Source organism: Streptomyces shenzhenensis (assembly GCF_003688995.1).
Lineage (GTDB): Bacteria > Actinomycetota > Actinomycetes > Streptomycetales > Streptomycetaceae > Streptomyces > Streptomyces shenzhenensis_A.
The window spans coordinates 1-19440 of sequence record NZ_PENI01000004.1; the positions used below are offsets into that span (position 1 = coordinate 1).

At 68.8% G+C, this 19440-nt stretch carries 17 protein-coding genes and 1 pseudogene; 7 read left to right on the plus strand and 11 right to left on the minus strand.

Annotated elements, in window-relative coordinates:
• Together CTZ28_RS47660 and CTZ28_RS07740 are read right to left on the minus strand one after the other, a co-directional pair.
• Window positions 1-268: pseudogene (locus CTZ28_RS47660) on the minus strand (hypothetical protein); the annotation flags it as partial.
• Between the two features lie 263 nt (window positions 269-531).
• The gene (locus tag CTZ28_RS07740; RefSeq protein WP_121888523.1) at window positions 532-864 is read right to left on the minus strand and encodes a hypothetical protein; all 333 of its coding nucleotides are present in this window, start codon (window positions 862-864) and stop codon (window positions 532-534) included.
• A 301-nt stretch (window positions 865-1165) separates the two neighbouring features.
• On the opposite strand from CTZ28_RS07740, the gene CTZ28_RS07745 reads away from it, so the two are divergent.
• Both CTZ28_RS07745 and CTZ28_RS07750 read left to right on the plus strand, forming a co-directional pair.
• Window positions 1166-2425, plus strand: a complete 1260-nt coding sequence (locus CTZ28_RS07745) for a helix-turn-helix domain-containing protein (RefSeq protein WP_121888524.1) — start codon at window positions 1166-1168, stop codon at window positions 2423-2425.
• Window positions 2426-2440: 15 nt separating this feature from the next.
• Window positions 2441-2914 carry a hypothetical protein gene (locus tag CTZ28_RS07750; protein WP_121888525.1) on the plus strand — a complete coding sequence of 158 codons (474 nt, stop codon included), beginning with the start codon at window positions 2441-2443 and terminating at the stop codon, window positions 2912-2914.
• 266 nt (window positions 2915-3180) lie between these two features.
• On the opposite strand, the gene CTZ28_RS07755 is transcribed toward CTZ28_RS07750, so the two are convergent.
• Complete coding sequence (locus CTZ28_RS07755) at window positions 3181-4515, minus strand: SGNH/GDSL hydrolase family protein (protein WP_121888526.1); 1335 nt, start codon at window positions 4513-4515, stop codon at window positions 3181-3183.
• Between the two features lie 351 nt (window positions 4516-4866).
• On the opposite strand from CTZ28_RS07755, the gene CTZ28_RS07760 reads away from it, so the two are divergent.
• Together CTZ28_RS07760 and CTZ28_RS07765 are read left to right on the plus strand one after the other, a co-directional pair.
• A complete protein-coding gene (locus CTZ28_RS07760) occupies window positions 4867-6129 on the plus strand; it encodes a DUF445 domain-containing protein (RefSeq protein ID WP_121888854.1) in 1263 nt (420 codons plus the stop codon).
• Window positions 6130-6403: 274 nt separating this feature from the next.
• A complete protein-coding gene (locus tag CTZ28_RS07765) occupies window positions 6404-7858 on the plus strand; it encodes an MFS transporter (protein ID WP_121888527.1) in 1455 nt (484 codons plus the stop codon).
• Between the two features lie 84 nt (window positions 7859-7942).
• Here the strand turns inward: CTZ28_RS07765 and CTZ28_RS07770 are convergent, their stop codons facing one another.
• The 7 genes from CTZ28_RS07770 to CTZ28_RS07800 all read right to left on the minus strand — a co-directional run bounded on the left by CTZ28_RS07770 (window position 7943) and on the right by CTZ28_RS07800 (window position 15874).
• Entirely contained in the window at window positions 7943-8245 is a 303-nt protein-coding gene (locus CTZ28_RS07770) for a hypothetical protein (RefSeq protein WP_121888528.1), read from the minus strand.
• Window positions 8246-8350: 105 nt separating this feature from the next.
• Window positions 8351-8893 carry an MOSC domain-containing protein gene (locus CTZ28_RS07775; RefSeq protein WP_121888529.1) on the minus strand — a complete coding sequence of 181 codons (543 nt, stop codon included), beginning with the start codon at window positions 8891-8893 and terminating at the stop codon, window positions 8351-8353.
• Window positions 8894-9125: 232 nt separating this feature from the next.
• Window positions 9126-9422, minus strand: coding sequence for a DUF6247 family protein (locus tag CTZ28_RS07780; RefSeq protein ID WP_183154294.1), 297 nt, complete (start codon window positions 9420-9422; stop codon window positions 9126-9128).
• 136 nt (window positions 9423-9558) lie between these two features.
• Window positions 9559-10506: a hypothetical protein gene (locus tag CTZ28_RS07785; protein ID WP_147481117.1), complete on the minus strand. Its 948-nt coding sequence runs from the start codon at window positions 10504-10506 to the stop codon at window positions 9559-9561.
• Between the two features lie 27 nt (window positions 10507-10533).
• Window positions 10534-11532 (minus strand): SRA domain-containing endonuclease, encoded by a 999-nt coding sequence (locus tag CTZ28_RS07790; protein WP_147481118.1) that lies wholly within the window; start codon window positions 11530-11532, stop codon window positions 10534-10536.
• Between the two features lie 42 nt (window positions 11533-11574).
• Window positions 11575-14733, minus strand: coding sequence for a DEAD/DEAH box helicase (locus tag CTZ28_RS07795; RefSeq protein ID WP_183154295.1), 3159 nt, complete (start codon window positions 14731-14733; stop codon window positions 11575-11577).
• A gap of 121 nt (window positions 14734-14854) precedes the next feature.
• Complete coding sequence (locus CTZ28_RS07800) at window positions 14855-15874, minus strand: hypothetical protein (RefSeq protein WP_121888532.1); 1020 nt, start codon at window positions 15872-15874, stop codon at window positions 14855-14857.
• A gap of 223 nt (window positions 15875-16097) precedes the next feature.
• Between CTZ28_RS07800 and CTZ28_RS07805 the strand changes: the two genes are divergently transcribed.
• On the plus strand, window positions 16098-16913 hold the full coding sequence (locus tag CTZ28_RS07805) for a class E sortase (RefSeq protein ID WP_121888533.1): 816 nt from the start codon (window positions 16098-16100) through the stop codon (window positions 16911-16913).
• A 17-nt stretch (window positions 16914-16930) separates the two neighbouring features.
• On the opposite strand, the gene CTZ28_RS07810 is transcribed toward CTZ28_RS07805, so the two are convergent.
• Window positions 16931-18364 (minus strand): MFS transporter, encoded by a 1434-nt coding sequence (locus tag CTZ28_RS07810; protein WP_121888534.1) that lies wholly within the window; start codon window positions 18362-18364, stop codon window positions 16931-16933.
• Window positions 18365-18433: 69 nt separating this feature from the next.
• Between CTZ28_RS07810 and CTZ28_RS07815 the strand changes: the two genes are divergently transcribed.
• Together CTZ28_RS07815 and CTZ28_RS07820 are read left to right on the plus strand one after the other, a co-directional pair.
• Window positions 18434-18988, plus strand: coding sequence for a winged helix-turn-helix transcriptional regulator (locus CTZ28_RS07815; protein ID WP_398655487.1), 555 nt, complete (start codon window positions 18434-18436; stop codon window positions 18986-18988).
• Window positions 18989-19100: 112 nt separating this feature from the next.
• Entirely contained in the window at window positions 19101-19412 is a 312-nt protein-coding gene (locus tag CTZ28_RS07820) for a DUF6412 domain-containing protein (protein WP_121888536.1), read from the plus strand.
• The last annotated feature ends 28 nt before the right edge of the window (window positions 19413-19440 follow it).

A 19440-nucleotide genomic window follows, 5' to 3' on the forward strand; every position in this document is an offset into this window, starting at 1 on the left:
GCGGACTCGTCGTCCGCTCCCCCTCCCGGACCGCACCACAGGAGTCCCGCAGGAGAAACAGATGCGGGCCGTGCGGGTCCGGCGGCATACGGGAGCAGACCTGGCACATCATGTTCAGCATCGCCCGGCGCTGCCGGTAGGGGTGGACGTTCCGGAGCTGTGGGCTGCCCCGGCGCCGCTTCGGCCGGAGGGCGTACCGGGCCCAGAGCACACCGAAGCTGTCGCGGTCGTACGGCGTCTCATCCGCGTACCCGATCCCCGGGACCACGCGGCGGCGGGTGACCGGACACGACAGGAGCCTTTCCTCACTCCATCCGGCGATGTAGGGGACGAGGCCTGGCGGTGCCGGAGGCAACACGATCGAGAACCTTCCTTTTTCGAAGCGAAAGTGACGGCCCGGCACACTGCTGGACATCACCGGGCCGGGTGTGCCGGGCCGGGCCCGCCGGCCCCTGCGGGGAGAGCCGGGAGCGGGAAGCCGGCGGGCCCGGCCATCCCCGGTCAGCTCTGCACCTAACGGGTCGTGGCTCCTCACGCGATCACCTGCGGTGCGCCCGTCAGGGCGTCCTGCTGCTTCGCCGCCAGCGCCTGGTGCAGGTGCTGTGGGTCGGTGAGGGGGCCGGTGCCGTCCGGGAGCGTCACCCAGTACGGGCCCGGAGTGGAAGTCACCCGCGGTTCGGCTAGTCGGCGGCGCGGCTGGGCGGGGTCGGCGTGGTGGTCCAGGTCCGCGCCGAGCGGTGTGTACGGCACGCGTACGGCGTCCCACACGATGCCCGCGGTCAGCACGGCGATGCCCTGCGTCGTCCACTCTTCATTGGCCGCTTCGTGGGACGGCGCCGCCTGGTACAGCCAGGCCTTGGCCACCGCGCGGCGCCGGCCGGTTCGGGGCGGGTAGGGGCGGCGGAAGCCTGGGCCGTTCTGATCTCGGTCATCGGAGCCTCGTCGTGGTGAGCGGAATGAGAGGTGACGGCCGTCCGTCCCGGTGGCGGGAACGGCCTCCGTCGCACCAATGCGCCGCGTTACGGCGGTTGTTGGTGCTGACATGAGTCAACGATCAACCGCGCCCATGCGACCATCACTCATGCGGCACTCGCATACGGAAATGCACTGAGCGGGTGCGGGTAGGCGCCCAAAGCCGTGGAGACTCGTAGCGTGGGGGTACGCCGTGGACTTCCAGACAGGGCTGATCCGGGACGCGTCCCGGGCCGGGGATTACGGGCGCGTCATCGAATTGGCCCGCAAGGCACAACAGATGACGCAGACGGCATTGGGGCAGGCTTTGGGCCTGTCGCAGTCCACCGTCTCCCGCCTGGAGAAGAAGGGCCAGGGCGACTACAGCACGAACATCCTGGAGGCGGCAGCCGCACACCTCGCCATTCCGCCGGCGCTGGTGGGCCTCGCGGACGGCCGTCCCCAGGCGCAGGTGAAAGACGGGTCAGACGACATGCAGCGCAGGACACTTCTAGGCGGGGTCGTAGCAGTCGCAGCGACCTCGGTCCTGTCCCCACCTCCTGCCGTTGATGCCGCCGATGGCGGTGGTGGGCAGGCCGCCGCGCTGCGCCTGTCCACCAGTGCCTACAGACGGCTCGATGGCTCCACCCCGTCCCGTGACCTGTATGACACCATCGAGGCTCACATCCGGCTCATCCAGAGCATCACCCGATCCGCGCGCGGCAACGGCGACCGGGAACGGCTTGCTGCGGTGGGCAGCGAAGCCGCTTCCTTCGCGGGCTGGCTCGCCTGGGACAAGGGCGACTACGGCTCCGCCCGGTCCTGGTACGGTGCAGCGATCAAGGCCGCCAAGACGGCCGGCAACCCCCTGCTGGCCGCCTACCAGCGGGGTACGCTCGCCCAGTTCGAGGCACACGCCGGAAACGGCGTGGAGGCACTGAACCAGGCACTCCGAGCTCGGCGCGCGCTTGGGGACCGGCGTCCGCCCGTCGCGGATGCCTGGCTGTCAAGCGTCGAAGCCCTCGGCCACGCAGCGGCCGGGGATCGGCGGGCGACCGACAAAGCCCTGACCGCGAGCCGCTCCGCTGCCGTGGCCTTGAAGACGACCGAGGAGCCGCCACCGTGGCCGTGGGTCTTCTCTTTCACTCCGGAGAAGGTGGCCGCCTGCCGGGTGACCTGCGGCGCGCGGCTCGGCCTGGCGGCCTGGGTGATCAGCGACGACGTAGCGGCCCTGGCCACCGGCCACGCCAAACAACGCGCCCTGCTGGTACTGGACATCGCCGCCGGTCACCTGGCCGCCGGAAGAGTGGACGCCGCGTTCGCCCTCGCCTCGCGCGCCCTCGACACCGGTCTGACGTACCGGTCCGGGCGGATCGTGGAGCGGGCCCGCGCCGTACGCCGTACCCTCACAACCGCCTCACCGCCAAAGGCGGTGCGGGACTTCGACGAGCGCCTTCACGGCGTTTACCTGTAGCAGAGGGGATCATCGATGCGCGTAGGGATCACCGGACATCGCGGGCTCAGCAAGGAGGTGGCCCAACGGGTACGCGCCATGCTTGATGAGGTCGTACGCGACTTGGACACCGCCGACCTGACAGCCGTGTCGTGCATCGCCGACGGTCCCGATGCATGGTTCGCGGAAGCGGTGTTGAAGCAGGGCGGCCGTCTCGAAGTCGTCGTTCCCGCGACGGAGTACCGCGAGAGCCTTCCAGAGTCGCACCACCCCATCTATGACGAGCTGTACAGCGGCGCGGTCGACATCCATGAAACCGGCATGACCGAGTCAACCTCCGAGGCGCACCAGGCGGGAAGCGAGATCCTCGTGGGCCTCGTCGACGAGCTGATCGCCGTGTGGGACGGGAAACCGGCCTGGGCGTTCGGCGGGACAGCAGACGTGGTCGCTTACGCGGAGCGGACCGGTGTGCCCGTGCGCATCGTGTGGCCGGCCGGCGCCAGCCGCTGACCGGGCAAGAGTCGCGCGAGCAGCGCGTCGAGGTCGGACGCGTCATGCGGGCCGGCATGGCAGAGCCCCCCGTCGTCGTGGGCCCTACCTGGCCGCGTCACGGGGCTGCCCGCCATCCGGGGGCACGGGGTGCCGCCCGGCTCCAGACAGACATCGACCACCACCCGAGCCACACACCCCACCGCCCCGCAGGACGCCACCCACCCGGCCGACGGCTGAGCTGTCACGATCCTGCCGCCGTCGGCCGGCTGTCGGTGCCGGTTCCGCTATAGCTCCGCCTGGCCCGCGCCCTTGAGGGCGTGTAGGTCGAAGGTCTCGGCCATCCTGCGGTAGCCCCGGTCGCTGGGGTGCAGATGGTCGCCCGAGTCGTACTCCGGGCGGAGCCGGCGCGGGCTCCACGGGTCCCGCAGGGCCGCGTCGAAGTCGGCCACCGCGTCGAAGACCTCGCCCGCGCGGATCCGGGCGTTGATCTCCCGGCGGACCCGCTCGCGGGCCGGTGTCGAGCCCCGGTGCCCGGAGAACGGCATCAGGGTGGCGCCGACGACCTTGAGCCCGCGGGCATGGGCCCGGCGGACCAGCGTGCGCAGTCCCTCGGTGATCCGGTCCGGGTCGGCGAGCAGCGGGTTGCGGAGGATGTCGTTGACCCCCAGGTCGATGACGACCACCTTGACGTTCGTACGGTCGAGCACGTCCCGTTCGAAGCGGTCGAGCGCGTTCTCGTTGTCGGCGGGCCGGCCCAGCCCGTCCGCCAGGATCTGGTTCCCGCTGATGCCCGCGTTGACGATGCTGTAGTGGGGCACGTCAGCACCGTCCGAGACCGCGTCGCGCAGCCGCCGGGCGAGCAGGTCCGTCCAGCGGCGGTTGGCGTTCTCGGTGGAGGTGATTCCGTCGGTGAGCGAGTCGCCGAGCACCACCACCGTGCCGTCGGACTCGTTGCTCAGCACGTCGAGGGCGGTCAGATAACGCCAGGTGGACGTCTGCTCGGTGTAGCGGGCGGCGGTCGTGTCCTCGGTGCGGTCGCCGTAGGCGATGTACGAGGTCTGCCGCGCGTGCGGGTGGTAGGTGACCGGGCCCGCGGCGGTCGGCGAGTACGTGGTGACCAGGACGTCCGCCGCGCGCGGGACGGTGATCCGTACGGCGTCGCTCACCACCTGCTCACCCGGCGGTATCACCACGTCGGTGCTGCCGCCGAACGTGAGCCGCCGCATCGTCCGGGCCACGGCGGCCGCGGTGTCGTCACCGGCCGCGACCGCTATGGATGCGCGTGTGACGGCCAGCGCCGACTGGCCGTAGAGGTTGGACAGCGTGATCCGGGCACTGGTGCCGCCCACGCTCGTGTGGACCACGTTGCGCACCGAGCGGCCCGCCATGCCCTGCGTCTCCGTGCCCGGCTCGCCGCCCACCGGGGAGGCGGACCAGGCGCCGACCCAGGTGCCCGCGGAGGCGGGGGCCGCCGAGGGGTCGTGGCGCGGACGGTGACTGGCGACGGCGGTGCGGGGCGTGCCGTCGTCGGCAGCCACGCCGGCGTAGATGGCGGCGGACAGTCCCAGCACCAGCGCGATGACCGCGCTGAGCAGGACGTAGCCATGACGCCTGGTCATGCTTGTGTTGTTCTCCTCGGCGAGGGGAGCCGGGGCTCCGGTCCGACGAGCCCATGATGTGTCATGAGCCGGGGTGACCTGACAGGACCCTGTGCAAACCCCCGCCCGGACAGACGCCGGGAACTCTTGTTCCGTTCCAGGAGTCGGTCAGGTTGGGACAATGGGTGCGGGATCGCCGAACGGGTGGAGCGTATGGAACGCACGGAGGAAGGCGCGGAAGGGCGTACGGCAGAACGTACGGCCGAACGCATGATCGAACGTGCGGCGGACGGTCGTGCGGCGGACGGTACGGAGACGGGCCCGGCCGCGGGCACGGCGGCCGGGCCCGCGGCGCCGCGCAGCCAGCGCGCCATGACGTCGTTCACCCCCGCCGACGCGGAGCGGCAGCGCGGCGTGCGGCGCATGAAGCTCACCGCGGTCGGTCTGCTGCTCTTCGTGGCCGTCGTCTACATCCTCGCGAAATGGGCCGCGAGCGCGGGCGCGGGCCCCTGGGCGGGCTATGTCGCCGCGGCGGCCGAGGCCGGCATGGTCGGCGCGCTCGCCGACTGGTTCGCGGTCACCGCCCTCTTCCGCCACCCCCTCGGCCTGCCCATCCCGCACACCGCGATCATCCCCACGAAGAAGGACCAGCTCGGGATCTCGCTCGGCGAGTTCGTCGGCGAGAACTTCCTCTCCCAGGACGTCGTACGGCAGCGGCTGCGCGCCGTCGGCATCGGCAGCAGACTCGGCACCTGGCTGGCCGAGCCCGAACACGCGGACCGGGTGACGGCGGAGCTGGCCACGGCGCTGCGCGGCGCCCTGACCGTGCTGCGCGACTCCGACGTCCAGGCGGTGGTCGGGGAGGCCATCACGCGCCGCGCCAACGCCCAGGAGATCGCCCCCGGCATGGGGAAGATGCTGGAGAAGATCGTCGCGGACGGCGGTCACAAGCGGTTCGTCGACCTGATCGTCGGCCGGGCGCACGACTGGCTCGTCCTCCACGACGAGCAGGTCATGGACGCCGTCCAGGGCGGCGCCCCCGGCTGGACCCCGCGCTTCGTCGACAAGAAGGTCGGCGAACGGGTCTACAAGGAACTGCTGCGCTTCGTCACCGAGATGCGGGACATGCCCTCCCACCCGGCGCGCGGCGCCCTCGATCGCTTCCTCGGCGACTTCGCCTCCGACCTGCAGGCCGACACGGACACCCGCGCGCGCGTGGAGCGGCTCAAGGGCGAGGTGCTGGGCCGCGGCGAGGTCCAGGACCTGATCGCCTCCGCCTGGACGGCCGTACGGTCCATGATCGTCTCGGCGGCCGAGGACGAGCGCAGCGAGCTGCGGCTGCGCGTCCGCGCCTCGCTGCTGACGCTGGGCGCCCGGATGGCCACCGAACCCAAGGTCCAGGAGAAGGTCGACAGCTGGGTCGAGGGCGCGGCGGTGCACATCGTGACCACCTACCGCAAGGAGATCACCTCCCTGATCACCGACACCGTGGCCGGCTGGGACGCCGAGCACACCACCCGCAAGATCGAGGCCCACATCGGCCGTGACCTGCAGTTCATCCGCATCAATGGCACGGTGGTCGGTTCCCTGGCAGGGTTGTTGATCTACACGGTGTCGCGGGCGTTCGGCGCTTAGCCGGGCCGGCCGCGGGGGCCCTGCCGGGCTTCTGCGCGACGCGGGGCCCTGCCGGGCTTCTCGGCGACACGGGAACCCTGTTGGGCTCCTCGGTGACCCAGGAGTCTTGTCGGGCTCCTCGGTGACCCAGGAGTCCTGTCGGGCTTCTCGGTGGCCGAGGGGACCTGGCGGGCTTCTCGGTGGCCGAGGGGACCTGGCGGGCTTCTCGGCGACGCGGGATCCCTGCTGGGCTCCTCGGTGACGCGGCGACCCGACGACGAGGGAGTCCGTGCCCATGACCGCTGCCCAGGCCGCCACCGGCCGGACCGTCACCACCTCCGTACCCGCCCGGCTGGACCGTCTGCCCTGGTCCCGCTGGCACTGGACGATCGTGATCGGCCTCGGCACCGTATGGATCCTGGACGGCCTGGAGGTCACGGTCGTCGGCAACATCGCGAGCCGGCTGTCCGAGCCCGGCAGCGGGCTGCCGATCACCTCGGGCGAGGTCACCGGCGTCGCCGCCGCGCTCTATGTGGCCGGCGCCTGCTCCGGCGCCCTCTTCTGGGGCCGGCTGACCGACCGCTACGGCCGCCGGAAGCTCTTCATGATCACCCTGGGGGTCTATCTGGCCGCCACCGCGCTGACCGCGGCCTCCTTCTCGACCTGGTGGTTCTTCCTGTTCCGCTTCCTGACCGGCTTCGGCATCGGCGGCGAGTACGCGGCCATCAACTCGGCGATCGACGAGCTGATCCCGGCGTACCACCGCGGCCGGGTCGACCTGCTCATCAACGGCAGCTTCTGGCTGGGCGCGGTCGGCGGTTCGCTGCTGTCGATCGTCGCGCTGAACACCGGCCTGCTGCCCGCGGACGTCGGCTGGCGGCTGACGTTCGCGCTGGGCGCCGTGCTCGCCCTGGTCATCCTCCTGGTACGGCGGCACGTCCCCGAGAGCCCGCGCTGGCTGCTGATCCACGGCCGGGAGCGGGAGGCGGAACGGATCGTCGCCTCGATCGAGCGGCAGGTCGTCGCGGAGCGGGGCGGACCGCTGCCCCAGCCGCGTGGCGTACTGGTCATCCGCCAGCGCCGCAGCATCGGGTTCCGGGAGATCGCCCGCACGGTCCTCCACGACTACCGCAGACGCGCCGTGCTCGGCTTCGCCCTCTTCGTCGGCCAGGCCTTTCTCTACAACGCGATCACCTTCGGCTTCGGCGCGATCCTGACCAGGTTCTTCGCCGTCCCGACGGGCGACACCGGTTACTACTTCGTCGTCATCGCGGCCGGCAACTTCCTGGGCCCGCTGCTGCTCGGCAAGCTCTTCGACACCGTGGGCCGACGGGTGATGATCTCCTCGACCTATCTGCTCTCCGGCCTGCTGCTGTTCGGCACGGCCTGGCTGTTCGACCGGGGCGCGCTCGGCGCGGGCACGCTGACCGCGTGCTGGTGCGCGGTGCTGTTCTTCGCCTCGGCGGGCGCCTCCAGCGCGTATCTGACCGTCTCCGAGATCTTCCCGATGGAGACCCGGGCCATGTCCATCGCCTTCTTCTACGCCCTCAGCACCGCGGCCGGCGGGATCAGCGGCCCGCTCCTGTTCGCCGGGCTCACCGGCACCGGCAGGGTCGGCGACACGGTCCTCGCCTTCCAGGTCGGCGCGGGCCTGATGTGCGCGGCCGGGCTGGTCGCGGCGGCGCTGGCGGTACCGGCGGAACGACGGCCACTGGAGGATGTGGCCCGCCCCTTGACGGCGGCGGACTAGCATCCCGTGACGTCGCTGCCGCTCGGGTTGGTGGAGGCGCTGCGCGCGGCGGAGACGAACGGGCCTTTCGGCCCCGGGCCGGGCTCAGGCGCGCCGGTCGGCGACGGCCCAGGAGGCCAGGGCGACGGCGCCGGCGACCCCGAACACGGACGGCCAGGCACCGATCTTCTTGGCCAGCGGATGCGACCCGGCGAAGGCGGCGACATACGCGGCACCGAGCACGCCCGCCGCCCCGGGCCCGGCCTGCTTGTGCCACTGCTGAGCGGCGGCGGCCCCCGCGACGGCCAGGACGACCCCGCCGAGTTGCCGCTTCTTCGTCCAGCGGGCGACGCCGTACCCGCCGACGAGCCCGCTCGCGGCGATCACAGAGCTGGGAACCATGGCCATGTCTGCCTCCTTGTGCCACTGCCCAGAGGCTAACCCCGGGCCCACGCACCGCCCCGAACCTGAGTCAAGGCGTGTCAACTTTCCACGGGCGGGCCCGGCGGCGCTTCAGACCCGGTCCAGCGGCCGATGCGGCCCATCCGGCAGTTCGGCCTTGATGGCGTCACCCGGCCGCACCCGGCCGCCCACCTTCACGACGCTCATGACGCCGGCCTTGCGCACGAGCTTCCCGTCCGCGTCCCGCCCGACGACCTGCTTCAGCAACCCGGCCTGGAAGGCGTCGATCTGCACGCAGGGATTCCGCAGCCCGGTCACCTCGACGACAGCGTCGTCACCGATCCGCAAGAGCGTCCCCACAGGCAGCGCCAGCAGATCGATGCCCCGGGCGGTGATGTTCTCCCCCAACTCCCCGGGCCCCACCCGAAACCCGGCCGCGCCGACCTCCTCGAACAGTTCCTCGTGCATGAGGTGCACCTGCCGAAGGTTGGGCTGCGTGGGGTCCTGCGCGACCCGCGACCGATGCTTCACGGTCACCCCCGAGTGCACGTCCCCCTCAACTCCGAGCCCGGCAAGCAGGGTGATGCTCTCCCGATTCGGCTTGGTGAAGGAGTACACCCCGCTACAACTGACAGCAACGACAGCACCCCGCATACATCGACCCCCTCGTGTCACGGAGAACCTGCCCCGCGACGTCCAAGCAACCTTCAGCCCGAGAATTCAACCGCCCACCCCACCGCGCACACCGGCCCCAGCGACGACGGACGTCCCACATCATTCGGAAGCAGCACCGTCGTCCGGCGTCAGCGAGACGATGGCCACGGTAGGCGGTGGTGGCGCTGGGGTGTATACGTAGGCCACTGCCAACCCCGGAACGCTGCGCCGCTCATCGGTCCTGTGCCTCCTGCTTCAACCGGGCCGTGAGGTCGATGCCCTCTTGTACGGCGATGTCGAAGTCGGGGTCCTGGTAGAGCCGGATTCGGCCCCGATAGTCGACGATCACCGTGGCCACAGCGTTGAGGTCCGTCTCCGAGGACGTCTCCAGCGCATGCTGAAGATCCGCCTCAAAGGACTCCCGGTCGCTGGGAAAGCCATGGCCGGACCTGAGGGCGGCTCTGATGTCACCGATGGTCTTCAACGGCAGCGTCGCAGGTCCAGACGTCTCTGCGTACTGTGCGCTCACGATTGAGTACTCCTTGCTTCCGCCGGTCTAGGACGAGTGTCCTACAGCGGTACGTCTCCCGTCGCGGGAAGCGCCAAGAAAGGCCGGACCGCCACGTCCTGCTGCCTACAGTAATGGTCGAACCTATCGCGCAAGGTCAGGGTGACCTGAAGTAAGGGGCGGGCCATTTTGTGGAATTGTCGGCATCGGCTTGGGCGACATGTTGGAGTAGAAGGGCCGTGGGGTTTTGTATATCAACCGTGGCACCCTTTCCTAGCAGACGAGTATCGGTTGGTATGGAGGGATAGTCTATGCCCAGTAGTCTGCAGATGTGTTCGAGCTCAAGGTTCTCGTTTTCGTCGCCGAGAGTTCCGTGAAGGTAATCCCGCAGTCGTGAGCAGACGTCAAGCATGGCCGATCCACTGTCTGTTACGCGGTAAATCCCGCCCTGCAGGCTGTCGCTTGCAAGGAATCCAATGACGAAGAGCCGTTCAGTCTCAGCACGAAGCGCGTCCTTGCTTGTGGCCAGCACCTTGGCGGTGTGGCTGTGGTTTCTATAGCCGTGCTGCTTGACATGGGACAGGATGGCGATGGGTAGTCCGGGGCGCCGTGACGACGAAAAACGGGTCACATCTAGCGGGTTGAGACCTCCGAGAGCTACCTGCATGAGGAGGTCCTTCGTCATCTCCTCTTTCAGATAGCTGTAGGTTGATTCCTGGGCTTGCTCGTCGTCCGCATCAAAATCCGATGGCACCCAGAACACGCGCAAGCGAGACAAGCGGTCCCGCATCGGCGTATTGAGGAAGGACTGGGTTACCTCCGCAAGCCGAGTGCGGTTCCGGCTCTCATGGCGCGCGATGTACACGGCGGCAGCGATGTCCGGCTCATTGAGGAGCGTCCTGATGTCCTTGTCGATTCCATCCCCGCCGTGTTTCCACAGCGTTTGACCCGAAACCACCTTCGACCAGTCCTTCTTGAGGTCGCACGAGAAGTCAAATAGCTTGCGTTGCCCCTCTACGTACCCGAACAGCCGTGAGCGTGAGGCGTTCTCCATGATGCGTAGCGCAGCTTGTGTCAGGAACTCGTGTTCTGGTGAGGTGGGCACGGCGGCTCCATGAGGGTGGAAAGGTGGCTACTTGACCGCGTATCTCGTGTATCTGGTACCGTCCTGGTGGACGAGATCGATCCCTTCTGTGTGGAGAAGATCCAGCAAATCGTCCTGTGGCTTTTCGGGGAGAAGAACGGTCAGCTTGGGCTTGCCCGGCCTGATGTGCCTTACGTAATCCTTCAGTTGGCCTATCGCCGTGCGCACTTCCTCTCGACTGCTGTCACCCCTCACTGAATACAATTCGTGTGCGGTGGCGTCGTAGAGGTCGGTCTTGAGGATCGTTGTCGTGCCTGCGATCTTAATTTGGAATGCGAAAACTTCGTGTCGTTGCTTCGTCAGTTCCGCACGATACTTGTCCCGTAGGTCTGATTGGCGGAGGTCGGCTATAAGGCTCGGCTGGGCGGCACGCCGGCTCTCCGCTGCCCCTTTCCTCTTGGGGGCAACCATCTTGGGCTCGATCATCCTGCTTGTGACAACACCCGCAGAGACCCTATGCGCATCAGTGGTTTTGGCGCGTGTGACGACGTCCTCGGTGAGGCGCTCGCAATCTCCCTTGGGGCGCAGGCGGAAGACAATGATGCGACGCCGCTCACCTTCCTCGTCCTTTGCCTCGCGCACGGTGTAGGGCTGCTTCGAGTCCAGCTCAAATTCGCCAACATACCGTTGTTGTTTGGCGGAAGACTTAGAGTCCGGTACTTTACCCGCGGCCATAAAAACCCGTAGGGATCTTCCGGCTTCTGCGTGATAGAGGACCGCGGCGTTGCGAGAACCCCCCGTTCCCAGAAACGTTTGGTCTCTGACCTTGCCCTGTCCTGTGTACTCGAACACAGGGCCCCGCTCGTCTTCCTCTCCCAGCCAGCCGTCCTCGTAGCCGTACTGCTTGCCGCTGTCGTGATCTACGTAGATGAGGATGTTTGGGGTGTTGTCGGAGGGTTCGATGCCGGCCTGACGTCCTCCGCCGAACACCTTCTGCATCTCTTCGCGCGTCGTCAGCAGTCCGGGTCTGATCGAAGCTACGTCCATGTCTAGACGTTAGCCGAACGTTCTGATGTCAGGCGTGCTCAATTAGCTTGTAGCGATGGCCGCATACGACCACACGTCCGCCGGCAGGGGATGCTGAAGCCGCCATGTGATGGCCATCGGCTTGCTGCTCGTGTGGCCTTCGTAGGTGGCGGGCCCGAGGAGCACCCACGGCTGGGACTTGCCGATGTCGGTGTTCTTGTAGCGGCGCATGAACAGCAGGACATGGGTGCCTCGCTGGGCATGATGCTGGTAGCGCAGCCCGGTTGGCGAGGTCTCGGCGGTGGAGTTCTGTGACTCCCAGTGGAACAGGGTTGGGCTCAGTGCGTAGTCCTTGTACCGGATGGTGGGCGAGAAGTCCTTTTCGTTCTTCTCAAGGGTGATCAGCAGGGCGTCCGTCTGAAGCTCGTCGACCCACTGGACGCCCTGGGCGAAGGAGCGGGGCATCTGACCTCCGAAACGGGCTACCCCGAGTGCCGCCAGGATCTCGGACCGGTTATAGGCGCTGTGCACCTTCAGCGGAACGTGACTGTGATCGCCCTCCAGAGGGATCGGGAAGTGGTCCGCCTGATCGATGACGTACGACAACACTTGCCGCAGTTCATCCCGGAGTGCCTGCTGGGTCCGCAGTGATGCGAGACCTTCCTGGAAGCTGGTGAACCCGCCCGCGTTGTCCCAGAGGTTGAAGAAGAGCATGCGGGCGTACGCCTGATCTGTCGGGGGCAGCGACTCGTAGGGCGGTGCATCGTCGGCGAGCAGGCGGAGGTAGGCGTTCGCACGTTCGGAGTCATCGATGTGGAGGAAGGCGTGGACTCGCTTGAGTAGTGCGGACTCGCCAGAGGGCGAAGGGGAGTTCAGCAGGCCCGCTCTGCGGAGGACCGTGGTCCATGAGTTGTCGCTCTTGTACAGCTCCTTGATTTCCCGACGGCTCTCACGGAGATAGTCGGCAAGCCGGAGCGTGCGGTAAGCCTTGACCTCGGTTACCAAGGTCTTGACCGTGGCACCCAGTTGAGTCCGGATGTTGTCGAGGACGAGATCCTTCGCCTTGCCTTCCAGGATGATCTGACATCCGGAGGGCAGGAGTGGGAAGTCACGCTCGATGTGGTCGACGAGCCGGTTTCTAGAGAGGTTCGTCAGGGCGCGGAACTGCTCTTCGAAGCGGAACTCCGCTCGGTGCTGGCCGATGAAGTCGAGGACCGTGAGGACTGGCTTTGTCTGGGTGCGTCGCAGGCCGCGACCCAACTGCTGGAGAAAGATGGTGGCGCTGTTGGTGGGGCGCAGGAGAAGCAGCGTATCGACATCTGGGATGTCGAGCCCTTCATTGAACAAGTCAACGGAGAAGATGACCTGGAGCTTGCCATCACGCAACTCCGACAGGGCCTGGGCCCGTACTGCCGCAGGCGAGTCGCTGTCGAGTGCCGTGGCTTGGAAGCCGGCCTGCCGGAAGAAGTCGGCCATGAAGTGGGCGTGCGCCTTGGTCACACAGAACCCCAGCGCACGCATGGCTCCTGGCTGAGAAACCTTGTCGCAGATCTGCTTGACCACGATACGAGCTCGGGCATGGTTGCCGGTATAGAGATCGCCGAGTTCCTGGTTCGCGTAGGTGCCCTTCTGCCAGCCGAGGTTCGTCAAGTCCGTGCCGTCGGGAATGCCAAAGTAGTGGAAGGGGCACAACAGATCGTTCTCAAGGGCTTCCCAGAGCCGCATCTCTGCTGCGATGCGGCCGTCGAAGAACTCATCCTGCACATTGAGACCGTCCATACGCTCGGGAGTCGCAGTCAGGCCGAGTAGTTCTTTCGGCTTGAAGTGATCGATGACTCGGCGGTAGGTGGTGGCCGTAGCGTGATGGAACTCGTCGATGACGATGATGTCGAAGTGGTCGGGAGCCATTTGTTCTAGCCGCTGGATGTTCAATGACTGCACGCTGGCGAAGACATGGTTCCCAGCACGCGGGTCTTCCCCGCCGTAGAGCAACTCACCGAACGAAGCGTCATCCAGTACCTCTTGGTACGTGCGTAGGGACTGCTTGAGGATCTCCTTGCGATGGGCGACGAAAAGCAGCCTTGGCCGACCACCCTCGAACTTCTCCCTCAGGTTTCGGTAGTCCAGAGCAGCCATCACCGTCTTGCCGGTGCCAGTGGCCGCGACCAGAAGGTTGCGGCTTCGCCCGCGGATCTCACGCTCGATCCGCAAGCGCTCAAGCATGTCCTGCTGGTATGGGAAGGGCCGTACTTCCAGTCCCGACAGGCTGATCCTCAGATCAGCAGCGGACGCGGTGCCGCCCGCCTGGGCCAAGGCGGAGTCGAGACGTTCACCGTGCTGATCCGGGTCGTACGTCTCGAAGGCGGAGTCGTTCCAATAGGCATCGAAGGTTGCTTCGAACTTGTCGAGCACCGCAGGGGTGGCAACGGACGACAGGCGTACGTTCCATTCCAGGCCGTCCAGCAGTGCAGCCTTCGAGAGATTGGAGCTCCCGACGTATGCGGTATCGAAGCCACTGCTGCGTCTGAACAGCCAAGCCTTGGCGTGCAGTCGAGTGGATCGGATCTCGTAGTTGACTTTTACCGTGGCGCCAAAGTCGTGGACGAGACGGTCGAGTGCATGGCGGTCGGTGGCGCCGATGTACGTCGTCGTGATGACCCGGATCGGTACACCTCGTTCCTTGGCGGCGCGCAAGGAGTCTTCCAAGACACGAATGCCGTACCACTTCACGAACGCGCACAGCAGGTCGATACGGTCTGCGGTAGCGAGTTCCGCCCTGAGCTCGGTGCCGAGGTTGAGATCGTCGGGGGAGTTGGTGATGAGTGACGTCTCCGACAGGGGCGTGAGGGGACGCACGGCGTACACGCCCGGAGCCTCCTGCTGGGCGAGGGCCAGGAGTTGCCGTGGTCCTTCCACGATGGTGCTTACGGCTTCGGCCCCGGCCGGACCAGACGCGCCGTTGGTCAGGGAGGCGAGGATGTGGTTCGCGGTCTCCACTCGATCCGCGGGCGGAATCTCGCGCAACCTTCGCGCGACAGCTTCACCCACGTAGCGAGCCAGCACATGCGGCGAAGATTCCGGGCTGACCTCGGCTTCGATGGCTTTCCAACCGGCGGCTTCAAAGCGCTTCAGCTCGCCGTGTACGTCGCGGGTAATCAGTTGTTCGTAGACACCGGCGACCGGTCTTGACGCATCCTCTGGCTGTGCTGCTTGCTGTGCCACGACTGCTTCCTTGACCCCTTGTGGTTTGTGCGCACGGTCGCCCGTGCGATGTGGGATCTGTTCTAACAGCAGTCACTGGGCTCCTTTAGTGCGGCCGCACAGGTGTTCTGTGGTCTGTTTCTCAAGTTGTCGGCTTGCCGTGGCAGTCCTCGTACGGTTGTGCCGTTCCGCACCAGCAAGCCGTTCCCCGTTCCGGTGGCCAAGCCGTCGCCCTTCCCCTCGCTGCCAGGGTCGTTGCGTACTGGGGGAGCAGCTCCACCTCCGTCGGGGAGGACGCCTCCGATGCCGCGAAGGCCTCGTATGAGGGGACCGTGCCGGTGACGATGCCCAGGTTGGCCGTGCCCGAGGAGGACAGTTCGCGCAGGGAGGACTCTATGGTCGTCAGGTGCTGCTCCCGGGACGGGTACTCGGTCGCCAGGGACGGGTAGGCGGACAGCAGTTCGTCCAGTTCCGTGGCCGGCCAGTGCAGGACCGCCACCGGGAACGGGCGGGACAGGGCCTCGCGGTGGGCGCCGAGTTCCGCGCGGAGGCGGGAGATCTCGGCCTCCAGCTCCGCCGGGTTGTCCGAGCCGAGGGACCACACGCGTTTGGGGTCGTGGAGTTCGTCCAGGGACACCGAGGAGGAGTGGAGGGTGTCGGCCAGGGTGTCCCAGTCGTCGTGGGCCGCGCCCAGCATCCGGCGGACGCGGTGGCGGCCGAAGAGGAGGGGGTGCGTGGCGTACGGGGGCTCCGGGACGTCCGTCAGGAGCAGCGTCGCGCCCTGCGTGAACGCGTCGTGTGCCGCTTCCAGCTCGTCGTGGGATTCGAGGGCCTCGGCCACGATCACCCAGGGCGCCGGGTCCCGGGGAGCGGCGGTGCGGACCCCCTCGATGATCGCGCGGGCCTCCGCCTCGTGGCCGTACTCCCAGAGGTTGGCCGCCTTCAGGGCCCGCACCAGGTGGGGGGCCTCCAAGGGGTCCGGGGCGGACAGCAGGCGGTCGTAGAGCGCGGTCGCGGCGGGGCGGTCGCCGGCGAGTTCCAGATGGGCCGCGGCCTGGAGGAGCAGGGCCTCGGCGTCCTCGGGATAGCGGCCGGCGGTCCGTTCCAGGCGTGCCGCTTCGGCGGTGTGGTCGACGTTCTCGGCAGGCGTGTCGGGGCGCATGGGGGACACCGTACTGCCGATGGCCGACAGGGCGGACGGCGGTCAGGGTGACCGGTGGGGCAGGTCTTCGCCTCTTCGTGCGGCTCGGGCTCCGGTGCCGTGTCGTCCCGTAGTGGGGCGTGGGGAGTTGGGACGCGGCTCTGGTGAGTTGGCGGCCCTGCGCCTATCGTGCCGGCTGCGTGGGCGGCTTCGGGCGAAGGGGCGGTGGGGAGGCGTACGGCGTATGCGGGCTTCCGGTGTGCGCGGGGTGCCCGTCGTGGCGAACGGCACGCGGCGGCGGCGTGCCCGGCGCCGGCGGGTGATGTGGGCCGGGGGCGAGGCCCTGGTGACCGTCGGGGCCGTCCTGCTGCTGCTCGTCGCGCACCAGTTGTGGTGGACGAACCGGGAGGCCAGGCAGGGAGCCGAGCGGAAGGTGGCGGCGCTGGAAAGGGAATGGGACGCCGCCGACCCCGACACCGCAGCCCCCGGTCCCGCCGACGCCGGTACGGTCCCGGCAGCGCCGCCCTCCCCGTCGGCGGGCCCGCCGGGCGCCACGGCCCGGCAGCGGTCGTACCCCGCCACCGGTCCGTCCCGGACCGGCCACTCCCGTGCGTACGCCGTGCTGACCGTCCCCCGGCTGGGGCTTCGCGTGCCGGTCGCGGAGGGCGTCGGGAAGCGGGACGTGCTCGACAAGGGGTACGCCGGTCATTACCCCGGCACCCAACAGCCGGGCCGGGCAGGGAACTTCGCGCTCGCCGGGCACCGGAACACGCACGGAGAGCCCTTCCGGTACCTGCCTCGGCTGCGGGCGGGGGACACGATCCGGGTGGAGACGAGGACGGCGACGTACACGTACGCCGTCGACCAGATCCTCCCGCGGACGTCGGCCCGTGACTCCGGTGTCCTCCGCCCTGTGCCGCGCTCGGCCGTACGACCCGCCTACGGCTACACGGACCCCGGCTACTACCTCACCCTGACCACCTGCACCCCGGAGTTCACGTCCCGGTACCGGCTGGTGGTGTGGGGGAAGCTGCTGTCGATGCGACCGCGGTCCCGGTGACCGCGGCGGGGCTCCGGTCAGCCCCGCTCCCGCAGGACGAGCACGCTCGCCGCGCCCGTCACCCCCAGGCCGGCCGACACCGCCATCGCCACGTCCGCTCCATGGGACAGACCCGCTCCGGAGGACGTGGCCAGGGCGATGGTCAGGGCCACGCCCGCGCAGGACCCGATGTAGCGGAACGTCTGCTGGGCGCCCGACCCCATCGCCGCCCGCTCGATCGGTACCGACTCCACCGCCAGCAGCGGCAGCGCCGCGTTCAGCAGGCCGCTGCCCACCCCGCTGAGCACGAGTCCCGGCAGCAGCCGGACCCAGGAGTCCGCGGCCACCGCGCCCAGCATCGTCAGCGCGCCGACCGTGTGGAGCAGGAAACCGACCGCCAGCTGGCCGCGCGGCGGCACGCGCCCGGCGAGGCGCTTCGCCTGGAGCGCCACCGCGAAGGACAGCCCGGACCAGAGCAGGAGCAGCCATGCCGTGTCCATCGGTGACAGGCGCAGGGTCTGCTGCAACAGCGCCGGGAGATAGCTGAACAGGCCGATCACCGCCAGACCCGTGAACAGGCCGCCGGCCGAGGACGCGAGGAAGCGGGGGCTGCGCAGCAGGCCGAGGTCGATCATCGGGGTGCGTACCCGCCGCTCCACGACCGTGAAGACCGCCACCAGTACCACGGTCGCCGCCAGCAGCAGTCCGACCGGTGCCCGCAGCCAGCCGTCCCGGCCCAGGGTGAGTGCCGCGACCAGGGCGACCAGCGCCAGTCCGAAGGCGGTGGCCCCGGCGGCGTCCGGCCGGCCGCCCCGCGGCGAGCGCGACTCGGACAGCACGCGCACGCCAAGACCCGCGACCAGCAGGGCCGCCGCGCCCAGGACGGCGTAGCCCACCCGCCAGCCGGGCAGCGCGCCGGCGACCAGCGGGCCGGCCGCGATGCCGCCGCTCACGAACGCGCCCCACACGCCGGTCGCGTGCAGCCGCCCCCGCGGGCTCGGGAACGCCGCCACCAGCAGGCCCAGGCCGCTCGCCAGGAGCGCCGCGCTCGCCGCGCCCTGGGCGACGCGGGCCAGGGTGAAGGCCCAGGTCGACGTCGCGAGCCCGCCGAGGGCCGTGGTGATGCCGAGTGCCAGCGTGCCGGCGAGGAAGACCCGGCGGCGGCCGTGGTCGTCGGCGAGGCTGCCGGCCACCAGGAGCAGTGCGGCGAGGCCCAGCGGGGCGCCGTTGAGGAGCCACGCCTGGGCGGAGAGCGGGGTGTGCAGGGCTGCCGCGGTGTCCGGCAGCGTGACCATCGGGGCCGTGTACGTCATCAGGGCCACCGCGGTCGCGGCGCTGGTCAGGGCCAGGGTGGCGGTGGGCCGGGGTGGCGGGGGCGACTCCCGGGAGCGCGTGGCGTGCGCGGTGTGTGGTGTGTGCGGTGCGCTCCGGGGGACCGTGCCCCTAAGGGTTCTTTCATTGAACCTAGGCATGTGCGGTACCGTAACACCATCGGTTCGTTCATTGAACCAAGAGGTCGGAAAGTGGCTAAGGTGGTCCCCATGGCACTGGGCAAGGACTACGCGACACAGGAGTGCTCGATCGCCCGCGCGCTGGAGGTGGTCGGCGAACGCTGGACGCTCCTCGTCGTCCGCGACGCGATCTACGGCGTCCGGCGCTACAACGACTTCCTCGTCCACCTCGGCATCCCGCGCGCCGTCCTGTCGGCCCGGCTCAAGGCGCTGACCGAGGAGGGCATCCTCGACCGGCGCCGCTACCAGGAGTCGCCGCCGCGGGACGAGTACGTCGTCACCGAGCGCGGGATCGCGCTGTGGCCCGCGCTGCGGGCACTCGCCGTGTGGGGACGCGAGCACTTCATGGACCGGCAGTTGCGCGCGTTCCGGCACGTGGACTGCGGTACGGAACTCGGGCCGTACGGCGAATGCCCTGCCTGCGGAACCGTCGTGCCCGTCGGGGACGTTGTCCTCGTGCCGGGTCCCGGGCTCGATCCCGAACCGGCCGACCCGGTCAGCCGGGCGCTCCTGAGGCCGAAGCGGCTGCTGGAGCCCCTCGTGACCGAGTCCGCCCCCACGGGGGAATCCGTACAACCCGTATGACGGGGACCTCGTACAGGGGATCCTGTACAGGTCCTGTACAACGGACGGCACGGCAGAGCCCGGTACGACCGACAGCACGGCACGCACCGGCGCGCGAGGGGAGGGGCGATCGATGGTCCGCAGCTGGTCCGCCCTGCGTCCCGCCGCCCTCCTCCTGCTTCTGCTGCTCGAAGTCGCCCTGCTCGACACCGGCGCCCTGTCCGCCACGGTCGCACTCGCGGCGACCGCCGCCGCGGCGTCCGCGCTCGCCGTCTGCTCCCTGATCGCCGCCCGCTGCGCCCCGGCCGTACCACCCACCCGGGTCCGTACGGCCATCCGTGACCGGGCCCGCCGCACGGCCTTCCTGCCCCAGCGGGACCCCGACGCCTCGGGCCGGCCGCGGCCCAGGGCACCCGGGTGCGCCCTCCCGGCGACCACCGCGTAGGGCTCACCCGGACACATACGTGACCCCG

What these genes read in the sequence shown, in the direction of transcription:
- CTZ28_RS07760 (WP_121888854.1), top strand. Translation starts at nt 4,867, where the DNA reads ATGACGTCGTTCACCCCCGCCGACGCGGAGCGGCAGCGCGGCGTGCGG.
- CTZ28_RS07805 (WP_121888533.1), top strand. Translation starts at nt 16,098, where the DNA reads ATGCGGGCTTCCGGTGTGCGCGGGGTGCCCGTCGTGGCGAACGGCACG.
- CTZ28_RS07755 (WP_121888526.1), bottom strand. Translation starts at nt 4,515, where the DNA reads ATGACCAGGCGTCATGGCTACGTCCTGCTCAGCGCGGTCATCGCGCTG.
- CTZ28_RS07770 (WP_121888528.1), bottom strand. Translation starts at nt 8,245, where the DNA reads ATGGCCATGGTTCCCAGCTCTGTGATCGCCGCGAGCGGGCTCGTCGGC.
- CTZ28_RS07765 (WP_121888527.1), top strand. Translation starts at nt 6,404, where the DNA reads ATGACCGCTGCCCAGGCCGCCACCGGCCGGACCGTCACCACCTCCGTA.
- CTZ28_RS07820 (WP_121888536.1), top strand. Translation starts at nt 19,101, where the DNA reads ATGGTCCGCAGCTGGTCCGCCCTGCGTCCCGCCGCCCTCCTCCTGCTT.
- CTZ28_RS07810 (WP_121888534.1), bottom strand. Translation starts at nt 18,364, where the DNA reads ATGCCTAGGTTCAATGAAAGAACCCTTAGGGGCACGGTCCCCCGGAGC.
- CTZ28_RS07775 (WP_121888529.1), bottom strand. Translation starts at nt 8,893, where the DNA reads ATGCGGGGTGCTGTCGTTGCTGTCAGTTGTAGCGGGGTGTACTCCTTC.
- CTZ28_RS07800 (WP_121888532.1), bottom strand. Translation starts at nt 15,874, where the DNA reads ATGCGCCCCGACACGCCTGCCGAGAACGTCGACCACACCGCCGAAGCG.
- CTZ28_RS07750 (WP_121888525.1), top strand. Translation starts at nt 2,441, where the DNA reads ATGCGCGTAGGGATCACCGGACATCGCGGGCTCAGCAAGGAGGTGGCC.
- CTZ28_RS07790 (WP_147481118.1), bottom strand. Translation starts at nt 11,532, where the DNA reads ATGGACGTAGCTTCGATCAGACCCGGACTGCTGACGACGCGCGAAGAG.
- CTZ28_RS07815 (WP_398655487.1), top strand. Translation starts at nt 18,434, where the DNA reads ATGGCACTGGGCAAGGACTACGCGACACAGGAGTGCTCGATCGCCCGC.